Source organism: Blautia sp. OM07-19 (assembly GCF_003481595.1).
Taxonomy (GTDB): Bacteria; Bacillota; Clostridia; order Lachnospirales; family Lachnospiraceae; genus Blautia_A; species Blautia_A intestinihominis.
Genome location: NZ_QULA01000001.1, coordinates 593,625 through 605,396 on the forward strand (window position 1 = coordinate 593,625; position 11,772 = coordinate 605,396).

The following is an 11,772-nucleotide window of genomic DNA, read 5'->3' on the forward strand; positions in this document are numbered from 1 at the left end:
GGTTCTTGCCTCCTCCTGTGGGTTCTATGAGAGGGAAAGAGGAGAATTATAATGGTAGGAAGAACGATCAAAAAATGGTGGCCGATTTTTGTACTGCCGACTTTTGCGGCATTTGTTATCGGTTTCCTTTGGCCTTTTATCTGGGGCATTTATCTTTCATTTTGTAAATTTACAACCGTAAATGATGTAACCTTTGTCGGATTTTCGAACTATTCCAAGATCTTACTGGATAACACCTTCAGTCATTCATTCTGGCTGACTGTTGTGTTTGCTTTTGTTTCCAGTATTCTGATCAATGTGCTGGCATTTTCCATCGCACTGGTACTCACCAAGGGATACAGAGGAACCAATGCATTCCGTACCGTATTCTTTATGCCTAACCTGATCGGTGGTATCGTACTTGGATATATCTGGCAGACACTGTTAAACGGACTGCTCTCCAAATGGGGACAGCCTTTGCTTTCACTTTCTGCAAGAAACGGATTCATCGGTATGCTGATTCTTCTGATGTGGCAGCAGATCGGATATATGATGATCATCTACATAGCAGGTCTGAACAACGTTTCTCCTGATCTGGTCGAAGCAGCACAGATCGACGGTGCGACAAACAGACAGATCCTGTTCAAGATCAAGATCCCGATGATCATGCCGTCTGTTACAATCTGTACTTTCCTGACTCTGACAAACGGATTCAAGATGTTTGACCAGAACCTTTCTCTTACAGGAGGAGATCCGGGTAAACAGTCACAGTTACTGGCTTTGAATATTTATGATACATTTTATGCAAGAAGCGGCGCTCAGTGGAAGGGTATCGGCCAGGCAAAAGCAGTTGTATTCTTCCTGCTGGTTGTAGCGATCGCACTGATACAGCTTCGTGCAACATCATCTAAGGAGGTGCAGCAGTAATGGAAAATAAGAAAAAAAATCCGGTTGCGTCAATTATTTTGACGCTGATCTGCATCCTCTGGATGTATCCGATCGTACTGATCTTAGTCAACTCTTTAAAGAAAGAAGTTGCGATTACAACTTCAGGTGTATTCAGTCTTCCTACAGCTGAGACATGGAATGGTGTTGCAAACTTTGTGGCAAGTGTTACACAGATGGATTTCCTCAAATCCTTCTGGTACAGTCTTGTGATCTCAGTGATGTCCGTTGTTCTGATCATGCTGTGCTGCTCTATGGCAGCCTGGTACATTGTTCGTGTAAACGGAACATTATCCAAGGTTTTCTATTACCTCTGTGTATTCAGTATGGTAGTACCGTTCCAGATGGTTATGTTCACACTGGCAAAAACAGCCGACACCTTACATCTGAACAATCCATACAACATTTGTATTATCTATCTTGGATTTGGTGCAGGTCTGGCGGTCTTTATGTTTACAGGATTTGTAAAGGGTATCCCGCTTGAAATTGAGGAAGCGGCTCTGATCGATGGATGTACTCCTCTTCAGGTATACTTCAAGGTTCTGATCCCGATCCTGAAACCAACAATTATCTCTACCGCGATCCTGGAACTGATGTGGGTATGGAATGACTATCTTCTGCCGACACTGGTACTGGATATCAAGAAATACCGTACCATTCCGATGGCAGTCCAGTATTTCCGCGGAAGCTTCGGACATGTGCAGATGGGACCGATGATGGCAAGTATCATGATCGATATCATTCCGATCATTGTTGTCTATCTGGTATGCCAGAAACACATTATCGAAGGTGTTGTAGCCGGCGCAGTCAAAGGCTGATAATTACATAACGAAAATTCAGTCTCCGGGAAGAAATATTCTTTCCGGGGACTTTGTGGTATAATGAAAAAGATAAATATAAGACACAGACAGGAGAATGCATGACAAACGTTTTAATTGTAGATGACGAAAAAATCGAACGAGAGGGGCTGAAATATCTGCTTTCCAGAGAGGAAGGAGAGCGTACCGTCTTTGAAGCGGCCAACGGCAAACAGGCGCTACAGGTTCTGCGCTCCGAGGATATCCAGCTTCTTCTGACAGATATCAAGATGCCGCACATGACCGGCCTGGAGCTTTCAAAGAAAGCCAAAGAAGAAAATCCCAACCTCCAGATCATCATATTCAGCGACTTCACCTTTGCGCAGGAGGCGATCCGCTACGGTGTGACCGAATACATCCTCAAACCGGTAAATCCGGATGATTTCCACAAAGTGTTGGAGCGCGCAGAGAGCGAGATCAGCAAACGAAGAAAAAAAGAAAGCCGCGAGATCAAAGAGAAAAACTTCCTTCAGCAGTATTTTCTCCAGAGCTATCTCTACTCCGGCAAAAAAGAGATCCTGCAAAAAGCCGGCGAACTCATTGATCTGGACAAGTGGAACAGCTGGCACTGCGCGATCCTGATCGAGTCAGATGTGGCACTTTTTGATACAGCAGAAGAAAATCTGGAACAGGAACTGCAGAAAGAACTCCACAGGATGTTTTTCTACATGAACCTGAATGCAAGACAGTCACTCATTCTGTTCCAGGATGTGTACTGCGATTATCAGCTTGTGGCAAATCATATCTATAATTTCCTGAAACGTGAGTACATGGAGCGGTTTTATCTTGCCGTGAGCAGGAAGTTTGACGGATGTGAAAGTCTTCCATCTGTTCTGGAGCAGCTGGAACAGCAGATGGAGGAGAAATTCTATCATCCGGACAAGCATGTGTTTACCAATGAGGATGAAGTGCTTGGCATGGCAGTCGGAGAAGTGCAGGATTCTCAGCTTATGCAGGCGATTTCCGAGGATATCACCCGCAAGGATATAGAACAGCTCTGGAGACATTTTGAATGCCTTAAGGAAAAATACCATGATAACACCCAGTATTCTGCGATGTATATCAAATTTGTATTTTCTAACGTGATCCAGGAGCTTTTTCAGGAAAACCAGTTTTCCGGTGAGCACAAACTGGAACACGAGATCGAACGCCTCTATAACTGCAGGAATATTATGGAGATCCTTTCTGTGACAGAGGACAATATCAAAGAGTACGAGGCTTTTCTGGAGCGTTCCATGAACAGTTCAAGGAATGAAGTGACTGCCGTCAAGAATTATATCTATCAGCATTATGAAGAAGACCTGAATCTGGAAATGCTGGCGGAAAAAGTATATCTGTCTTCCGGCTACCTAAGCTTTATCTTCAAAAAAGAGACCGGCATGAATCTCAATCGCTACATCCGTGTCTTCCGTATGAAAAAAGCCAAAGAACTTCTCTGCAGTACCAACATGAAGGTAGCACAGATCAGTGAAAAAGTAGGATTTGCCAACGTTTCCTATTTCTGCCGGAGTTTCCGGGAATATTATGGAAGCAGCCCGGAATCTTACCGGAAAGGAACAGGAGAGGATGAACAGACTTCGTAAATGGATCAAAAACATGAAATACCGGCACAAGCTGACGATTCTTCTGGTCGTGACTGCCTTGGTGCCGATGACAGTTCTTGCCCTTTATGCCCACAGCAGACAGAGTACGATGGTCCGAAGCAGTGATCTGGAGGATATGCAGTCGATCATCGACCAGACGAAGGAGAGTATTGACAGTCAGACTGCCGTTTACAGCAGTCTTTTGAATTATCTTACTTATTCGCCGGATATTGAGGAGATCATCAAGGAAAAAAATATTGACAATTATACTGCCTATGAGAAATACAATGAAATCGCAGACCCTCTTCTGTCAGTACCGAAATCTTATCATGATGCCATTAACAGGATCCAGCTGTTTGCACGGAGTATTCAGGTAGAGCATGAATATACACTGGTTCCACTTGCCAAAATGAAAGAAGAATGGTGGAGCAGTGAACTTCAGGATGATGTAAGGATACAGTGGCTGGTGAATCTTGAGAGCAAAGAGGTGGCGGCAGTCCGTATGATCTACGATGATCAGGCTCTGGACGCGGCAATCTGTATTGCGCTGGATTACGATAAGATCTTTCAGCCGCTGACAAATATTCTCACAGAGGAAAACGGAGGAATGGTCACAGATGAGGATGGTAGAATTCTATACAACAAAAGTGAGCTTGAAGACATTGAACTGAAAAAATCGGATGACAGGGACACTGCTCTTGAAAAGATCAATCAGGAATGTGCTTACACAATGGCAGAAAGTAAAGAAAATAACTGGGGTTTTTATCTCTACAAAAGTCAGCGGGCAATTTCAGGTTCTGTCCGGAGACTGCTGCTGGAAGAAATTCCGCTGATGGCGGCCTGCTGTCTGATCACGCTGGTTCTGGGGCTGTCTTTTTCCAGGATTTTTACAAGAAAGATTGAAGAACTTACCAGAAACATGGATAAGGTGAACCATGGAAGCAGGGAGGTTACAGTCAGCAGTGATTCGGAAGACGAGGTTGGTATTCTGATCAACAGCTTCCGAAGGATGATGGATGAGATTAACCGTCTGATTGATGAAGTATATGTCAATAAGATTGCATTGAAAGAATATGAGCTGAAAGCACTGCAGGCGCAGATCAACCCGCATTTTCTCTATAACACCCTTTCCATGATGAACTGGATGGCGATCCGGAGCGGGCAGATGGAGATCAGTAAAGTGACCCTTGCACTCTCGACCTTTTACAGAACTGCCCTGAGTAAGGGGGAAGACATGGTCACCGTCGAGACCTGTATCCGAAATATGGAAGCGTATCTGGAAATCCAGTTGACAATGCATGATCATAACTTTACAGTAGAATGGGAAACAGATCCGGATATCAAGAACGAAAAGATGCCGAAGCTTCTCCTTCAGCCTGTCGTGGAAAATGCGATCGAGCATGGAATCGACGAGAAGGAAGAAGGAGACAAAAAGCTTTTTCTTTCGTTCAAAGGGCAGGGAGATGATGTGGAGATCATTGTCCGTGATAATGGAACAGGGATGGAACAAGAGAAGGCAGAAACTCTTGTCACCTACCAGGCGAAAGGATATGGTCTTAAGAATGTCAATGACCGTATCCGGCTTCTTTACGGAGAATCCTATGGAATACAGATCCATAGTGCACCGGGAGAGGGTACGACCGTTATCATGAGATTCCCGAAGGAGATCAGAAACTATGAAGAGTAAATGGAAGCTGCCGGTGATTTTAGGATGTATAATAAGTCTGTCCGGATGCGGCATAAGTAATCAGCCGGCGCAGAAAACGGCGTCAGAACAGAAAAGTTCAACGGCAGAAGAAAATGTGAGAACCGGCAGCTGGGAAAGTGCTGCACAGAGTCCTTATGGAGCGTATCCGGAACTTGTGACTTATACGCTGGGGCAGATGAGCGGCACCAATAATTCCAATCTTCCGGATGGAAATACCTATGAAGATAATGCCTATACCCGCTATCTCAAAAAGATCCTGAACATTCAGAATGAGAATATATATATGGAGAGTGAAGACCGTTATGATGAGTTTATCAATATTCTGATAAAGGATCAGACTCTGCCGGATGTCCTGGTGATCTCGGACAGGGGGATGCTCAAAGAACTGGTGGAAAATGATCTGGTTGAGGATCTGACGGAGGTGTATCAGAACTGTACCTCGAAACGGATCAAAGAAATGTTCGAAAGCTATGGAAGCGGTCTTCTGGAGTCTGTGAAATTTGATGGAAAGCTGATGGCTATCCCGGAGACGGTCACAGATCATGGACCGCGTCTGATGTGGCTTCGCAAAGACTGGATAGACGAGCTGGGGCTTGAAGAGCCAAAGACCCTGGAGGATGCCTTTGATATCGTGGAGGCATTTGTACAGAACCGGATGGGAACAGCAGAAGGAGAGGAGCCTGTCGGCCTTGTCTGTGATACAGACCTGGTGGGAAGTACCAGTTCCAGCTATTCCGTTGATCCTGTTTTTGACAAATTTGGGTCAAGCCCCCACAAATGGATCAACCAGAATGGAGAGATCGTCTATGGATCTGTGACAGAAGAGACCAGAAATGCTTTGAGTTATCTGCATGAATTGTATGAACGCGGGGTGCTGGATCAGAATTTTGCACTCAGGGCACAGAATAATCTGAGAGATCTGGTGGTGAGCGGCAAATGCGGAGCGTTTTTTGGACTCTGGTGGACGCCGAACAATCCGTTGATGGATATTTATGAGACAGATAAAGACGCCGAATGGATGCCGTATTATCTGCAGAAAGTGGACTGGAAGAATGTGTATGCCTCTTTTAGTGACAGCAAGTATGTGGTTGTGCGTAAGGGGTATGAACATCCGGAAATCGTAATGAAGATCATAAGCGTTCTGTTTGATTACAGCAGATATACCGCCGAGGATGCAGATGAGGTAAATGAATATTTTGCACTGAATGTAGATCCGACAGCCAGGCCGCTGGTCATAAACGTTGATTATAATGAGGCGACTTTCCAGATTACAAAGGATATACTGGCTGTGATGAGTGGACAGCGTCAGGAAAGTACTCTCAGCGAGATTGCAAAATCATACTATGATGCGGCAGAAAAATATATCCATGGAGAATCGGAGATAGCAGAAGACTGGGCAGCATATGAATCCAGGCTTGTGGCAGTAGGAAGACTGCTGGATGGAAATTACCGGTCGGTAAAGAGCAAATACCTGGATGACAGCGACGGAGAAGTTCCAAAATCTCTTCTGCAGCTTGAAAAAAACAGCTTCATCCAGATCATTATGGGTGTGAAGCCAGTCAGCTATTTTGACGAGTTTGTAGAAACGTGGTACGAAGAAGGCGGGGAGGAATTGACACAGCAGATTCGAAAATCCAACTCGGGAAAATAAAAAACAGAGAGGAAGTGTAAAGATTTCCTCTCTGTTTTTCAATAACTTATTTTTCGAAAATTATTTTCCGAGATGCCAGATGTCGTTGTCATATTCTGCGATGGTTCTGTCAGAAGAGAAGAATCCGGCTTCTGCAATATTGATCAGAGTTCTGCGGCTCCAGTTCTCCTGGTCAGCAGCATAATCAGCTATTGCCTGCTGTTTACGGACTACATAGGCGTTGAAATCCGGAAGAGTCTGGAACCAGTCTTTGCCGATCAGCTCATTCTGGAGACGTTTCAGGTGTTCTTCATCACCGAAGGAAAGCATTTCCTTACCTGTAAGGAAGTCGATCGCACGGTGAAGATTCGGGTCTGCCTCATACCAGTCTCTCGAGCAGTAGTCGCCTGCTGCATAGCGGTGGATGACCTGTTTGCTGCTCTGTCCAAAGATATAAATGTTGTCATTTCCAACTGCTTCGGAGATTTCTACATTTGCACCGTCCATAGTTCCGAGAGTCAGGGCACCGTTCAGCATGAACTTCATGTTTCCGGTTCCGGATGCCTCTTTGGAAGCAAGACTGATCTGCTCGGAGAGATCACATGCCGGGATCATCATTTCAGCAGCAGAAACATTGTAGTTTTCTACAAAGACAAGCTGCATCCATTTGGAAACTTCCGGGTCATTCTCGATCACCTGAGAAAGTGTGAGCAGTCCGTGGATGATGTCTTTGGCGATAATGTACGCAGGAGCTGCCTTGGCACCGAAGATGCTGACCAGTGGAACGCTTGGTATATGGCCGGCTTTGATCTCCAGATACTGATGGATCAGGAACAGAAGATTTAACTGCTGGCGCTTGTACTCATGAAGCCGCTTGGACTGGATGGTGAACATGGCATCTGTGTTTATCTTTACACCCTGTTTGCGTTCAAGCCATGTGGCAAGTGCCTGTTTGTTCTGCTCCTTGATCTCGGAAATCTTTTTAAGGACATCTACATCATCGGTGTACGCCAGAAGTTTTTTCAGCTCGGAAGCATCTTTTTTGAATCCGCTGCCAATCAGGCTTTCAATCTCAGAAGTCAGTGTCGGATTACATTTGAGAAGCCAGCGGCGGAATGTGATGCCATTTGTTTTATTGTTGAATTTCTCAGGATACAGATGGTAAAAACCAGCCAGTTCACTCTCTTTGAGAATCTGTGTGTGAAGGGTTGCCACACCGTTGGTAGAGTGTGAAAAGTGAATATCCATATGTGCCATATGAACAACCTGGTTCTGGTCGATGATCGCAAGAGAAGCATCTTTGGTGCGCTCTTTTGCCAGGGCATCCAGTTTTTCGATGATCGGCATAAGCTGCGGAACAACCGTATCCAGATAATGTCTCGGCCATTTTTCAAGGGCTTCGGCAAGAATCGTATGGTTGGTATAGGCACAGGTATCTGTCACAATCTGTACAGCCTCTTCAAAATCAATATCATGAAGCATGAGGAGACGGATCAGTTCAGGAATGACCATACTTGGGTGTGTGTCGTTGATCTGGATCGCAGCATAGTCGACCAGATCATGGTAATTGCATCCTCTTGCGGCACATTCGGAAAGGATAAGCTGTGCACCGGCAGAAACCATGAAATACTGCTGATAGATACGGAGCAGACGACCGTCCTCATCAGAATCATCCGGATAAAGGAAAAGGGTCAGGTTTCTGGCGATATCCTTTTTGTCAAAGGAGATTCCATCACCGATCACAGATTCATCAACACTGTCAAGGTCAAAGAGGTTCAAGGTGTTGGTACGGCCTTCATATCCTGTGACCGGAAGTTTATAAAGTCTTGCAGAATATTCTTTTCCCGCCAGAGACACTGGGAAGACCGTATCTGTAGCTTTGGCAGCGCAGCTGTCAGTCAGCCAGAAATCAGGAGTCTCGTTCTGGACGTTATTTTTGAAATTCTGGCGGAAAAGACCACAGTGATAACGGAGTCCCACACCGTCTCCTGGCAGATTCAAGGTAGCAAGGCTGTCGAGAAAACATGCGGCCAGTCGTCCGAGACCGCCGTTTCCAAGGCTTGGTTCCGGCTCCTGCTCTTCAATATCAGCCAGAGACTTACCGGCTTCTTTAAGAGCTTCCTTTACATCATCATAAAGGCCGAGATTGATAAGGTTATTGGACAGCAGTTTTCCAATCAGGAATTCTGCTGAAATATAATAAAGCTTTCTTCCGGTTACGTTCTGAACCTGTTCCTGGCTTTTTTCATCGACCAGTTTCAGAAGTGCGTGATAAAGTTCCGCGTTGGAAGCGGTTCTGATATCTTTGCCGCAAAGTTCGATAAGTTTGTTTGTCATGGTTTCACTCATGTGAGCCACTCCTTTCATAGATACATTGCTTTAGAAGCTTTTAGTGGTTGTCAGAAAACATCTTGTACCATGTTATGGTTATATTTATATCACATATAGTTTGTCGTTTCTTGTAAAAATCTTGCAAATACTGATACTATCCTATCATCAGAGGAGAAAAATACATTATGGAAAAAGAAAACACGCAGAAATACCAGGAGAAGAAACAGCATGGGAGCAGACTGTTTCCTTTTAATATCTATCCATGTACGATCCCGTTGGATTTTCCGTCAGTTTCTCTTCACTGGCACAAAGATATGGAGCTGATCTATGTCAAAAAAGGAGCTGGAGAAATTCAGATAGAAACTACGTTGTTTCTGGGAAAACCGGGTGATATTTTTGTGGTGCCTCCGGGAACACTCCATGCACTTCGCAAGGCAAAAGGATTTTCGATGGAATATGAAAATATTATTTTTGAGATGGATTTCCTGGGAGCCGGAGCAGCGGATCTGTGTGCAGGAGAATTTCTCGTGCCTCTTGCGGCGGGAAAACTGCTTCCTCCTGTCTGTGTGCACAAAGAGGAAGAAGATTACGAAGAACTGAAACAATGTTTAAGCCAGATGGAAGATCTGTGCGAATCCAGAGAAAAAGGCTATGAACTGGGAGTAAAAGCAGCGGTTCTTCAAATGCTCTTTCTTCTTATAAGAAAATATCCATGTGTCAAAGAGGTGTCTTCGCCGGACAGAGAACGTTTGAGGGTGGTTCTACAGGAAATTGAAAAAAATATCAGTGAAAACCTTACAGTCAGAGAGATCGCAGAGTTCTGTGGCTGGAGTGACAGCCACTTTATGCGGTGGTTCAAAAAAATGACGGGTCTGAGCTTTATTTCGTATGTAAATGAACGGAGACTGGCAGTGGCAGCAGAAGCGCTGAAAAAATCGAATGATAAGATTCTGAGTATCTCTCAGGAGGCCGGTTTTACCAATCTTTCAAATTTTAACCGCCAGTTCAAAAGCAGATATGGTGTCACGCCAAAAGAATACCGCGAAATGACAGATATTTGAGCAGAAAATAGCGTAAAAACGTTGAACCTAAGATCATACATGCACTGCAGAAATATATGTATGCATAAATGGATATATGAAAATGTGAAAGACCATCGGAGGAAACTCTGGTGGTCTTTTTGCATTGTAAAATGAGAAACCGGGACTGGAAAAGTTTTTGTCAGATAAGTATTTAGATAAAATTCTAAATACCTGTTGACAAAAGAGCGAAGAAGACATATATTGTATTTAGAAATATTTCTAAATAGTTTTCGAAAGAGGGCAGAGGATGGCTTTTGCAGATACGTTCAAGGCACTGTCTGATCCGGTCAGGAGAGAAATTTTACAGCTTCTCAAAAATGGCAGGATGTCGGCCGGTGAGATTGGAGGTCATTTTGATATGACCGGGGCAACGATCTCCTATCATCTGAATATTTTGAAGAAAGCGGATCTGGTCTGGGAGACGAAAGTAAAGAACTTTGTTTACTATGAGCTTAATACATCTGTTGTGGATGAGATCCTTCTCTGGCTGAAGGATCTGAAAGGGGGAAATGACAATGATGAGTATGATAAAGAAGTATAAATGGACACTGATTCTGACCGGAATCGTGACACTGAGCCCGATTCTTTTTGGAGTCCTTTTCTGGAATCAGCTTCCGCAGGAGATACCAACACATTTCAGCGGGGCAGGTAATACTCCGGATGGATGGAGTTCCAGGCCGGTTGCAGTATTTGGGCTTCCGGCGTTTCTTCTTGGGATGGAATGGTTCTGCCTGCTGGTTACGGCAATTGATCCGAAGAAAAAGAATATCAGTGACAAGATGATCCGAATTATCCTGTGGATCATTCCTGTGATTTCTGTTGTTGTTGCTGTCTGCATTTATGGAACTGTCTTTGGGAAAAAGTTTGATATCGGAATGCAGATGAATGTGCTGGTTGGGATTGTATTTATTGTTCTTGGAAACTATCTTCCTAAAGTAAAACAGAATCACAGTATTGGACTGAGGTTTCCGTGGACACTGAATGATTCAGACAACTGGAACCGTACACATCGGTTTGGAGCGTGGGTATTTATTGTCGCAGGAATTGCAATGTGCATCAATGGATATTTCAAATCAACAGCAGCTCTGGGAGTTATTATTACAGTGACGATAACAGTGCCTGTGCTTTATTCTTATATTCTTTACAGGAAAGAGCAGAACTGACCGGGACAACGTTTTGGCGAGACTGGAGAAGGTTTCTGGAAAAAACTTGAAAAAAGTGTTGACAGCCCGGTTGGAACGTGATATTCTAACTGAGCTGTCACAAAGAATTGATTCTTTTGAACACACAATTTAAAAAGTTTTGAAAAAACGAAAAAAGTTGTTGACAGGGAATTGATGATGTGATAGAGTAGACAAGTCGCTTGAACGAGCGACAGATCATAAGAAAATGTCTCAAAAAAACTTGAAAAAAGTGCTTGACATACATTGATGAATATGATAAAGTGAACGAGCTGTCGAAAGGCAGTGAGAAACAAAGAACCTTGATAACTAAACAGTGAAACACATACGATTCTCGAAAATTCTTAATGAATACATTCGAAAGAATGAACTTTTTATAACAGTAAAACGGGAAGATAGCCAAGTGTTGTCTGACCGGAATCAAACATTTTATCAGAGAGTTTGATCCTGGCTCAGGATGAACGCTGGCGGCGTGC

At 44.1% G+C, this 11,772-nt stretch carries 9 protein-coding genes; 8 read left to right on the forward strand and 1 reads right to left on the reverse strand.

The genetic code is table 11. The features are described 5' to 3' along the window. The first annotated feature begins 51 nt into the window (after positions 1 to 51). The 5 genes from DXC01_RS02610 to DXC01_RS02630 all read left to right on the forward strand — a co-directional run bounded on the left by DXC01_RS02610 (position 52) and on the right by DXC01_RS02630 (position 6,723). Positions 52 to 906, forward strand: coding sequence for a carbohydrate ABC transporter permease (locus tag DXC01_RS02610; RefSeq protein WP_022214140.1), 855 nt, complete (start codon positions 52 to 54; stop codon positions 904 to 906). Continuing rightward, positions 906 to 1,742: a carbohydrate ABC transporter permease gene (locus DXC01_RS02615; protein ID WP_118251503.1), complete on the forward strand. Its 837-nt coding sequence runs from the start codon at positions 906 to 908 to the stop codon at positions 1,740 to 1,742. Before DXC01_RS02610 ends, DXC01_RS02615 begins: the two co-directional genes overlap by 1 nt. A 101-nt stretch (positions 1,743 to 1,843) precedes the next feature. Further along, a complete protein-coding gene (locus DXC01_RS02620) occupies positions 1,844 to 3,364 on the forward strand; it encodes a response regulator transcription factor (RefSeq protein ID WP_118698154.1) in 1,521 nt (506 codons plus the stop codon). Next, the gene (locus DXC01_RS02625) at positions 3,306 to 5,051 is read left to right on the forward strand and encodes a cache domain-containing sensor histidine kinase (protein ID WP_243111533.1); all 1,746 of its coding nucleotides are present in this window, start codon (positions 3,306 to 3,308) and stop codon (positions 5,049 to 5,051) included. Before DXC01_RS02620 ends, DXC01_RS02625 begins: the two co-directional genes overlap by 59 nt. Beyond that, entirely contained in the window at positions 5,041 to 6,723 is a 1,683-nt protein-coding gene (locus tag DXC01_RS02630; protein WP_118698155.1) for an extracellular solute-binding protein, read from the forward strand. The genes DXC01_RS02625 and DXC01_RS02630 overlap by 11 nt, the downstream gene beginning before the upstream one ends. Positions 6,724 to 6,783: 60 nt before the next feature. Here the strand turns inward: DXC01_RS02630 and glgP are convergent, their stop codons facing one another. Continuing rightward, positions 6,784 to 9,051, reverse strand: coding sequence for a glycogen/starch/alpha-glucan family phosphorylase (glgP, locus tag DXC01_RS02635; RefSeq protein WP_199704954.1), 2,268 nt, complete (start codon positions 9,049 to 9,051; stop codon positions 6,784 to 6,786). A 167-nt stretch (positions 9,052 to 9,218) separates the two neighbouring features. On the opposite strand from glgP, the gene DXC01_RS02640 reads away from it, so the two are divergent. The 3 genes from DXC01_RS02640 (at position 9,219) to DXC01_RS02650 (ending at position 11,278) form a co-directional block, all read left to right on the forward strand. Next, positions 9,219 to 10,094: an AraC family transcriptional regulator gene (locus DXC01_RS02640; RefSeq protein WP_118698156.1), complete on the forward strand. Its 876-nt coding sequence runs from the start codon at positions 9,219 to 9,221 to the stop codon at positions 10,092 to 10,094. 268 nt (positions 10,095 to 10,362) lie between these two features. Continuing rightward, positions 10,363 to 10,656, forward strand: coding sequence for an autorepressor SdpR family transcription factor (locus DXC01_RS02645; RefSeq protein ID WP_022214133.1), 294 nt, complete (start codon positions 10,363 to 10,365; stop codon positions 10,654 to 10,656). Then, positions 10,631 to 11,278 (forward strand): SdpI family protein, encoded by a 648-nt coding sequence (locus DXC01_RS02650; RefSeq protein ID WP_022214132.1) that lies wholly within the window; start codon positions 10,631 to 10,633, stop codon positions 11,276 to 11,278. Before DXC01_RS02645 ends, DXC01_RS02650 begins: the two co-directional genes overlap by 26 nt. The last annotated feature ends 494 nt before the right edge of the window (positions 11,279 to 11,772 follow it).

Coding starts and splice junctions, on each gene's coding strand:
- DXC01_RS02610 (WP_022214140.1), top strand. CDS start 52: ATGGTAGGAAGAACGATCAAAAAATGGTGGCCGATTTTTGTACTGCCG.
- DXC01_RS02615 (WP_118251503.1), top strand. CDS start 906: ATGGAAAATAAGAAAAAAAATCCGGTTGCGTCAATTATTTTGACGCTG.
- DXC01_RS02620 (WP_118698154.1), top strand. CDS start 1,844: ATGACAAACGTTTTAATTGTAGATGACGAAAAAATCGAACGAGAGGGG.
- DXC01_RS02625 (WP_243111533.1), top strand. CDS start 3,306: ATGGAAGCAGCCCGGAATCTTACCGGAAAGGAACAGGAGAGGATGAAC.
- DXC01_RS02630 (WP_118698155.1), top strand. CDS start 5,041: ATGAAGAGTAAATGGAAGCTGCCGGTGATTTTAGGATGTATAATAAGT.
- glgP (WP_199704954.1), bottom strand. CDS start 9,051: ATGAGTGAAACCATGACAAACAAACTTATCGAACTTTGCGGCAAAGAT.
- DXC01_RS02640 (WP_118698156.1), top strand. CDS start 9,219: ATGGAAAAAGAAAACACGCAGAAATACCAGGAGAAGAAACAGCATGGG.
- DXC01_RS02645 (WP_022214133.1), top strand. CDS start 10,363: ATGGCTTTTGCAGATACGTTCAAGGCACTGTCTGATCCGGTCAGGAGA.
- DXC01_RS02650 (WP_022214132.1), top strand. CDS start 10,631: ATGATGAGTATGATAAAGAAGTATAAATGGACACTGATTCTGACCGGA.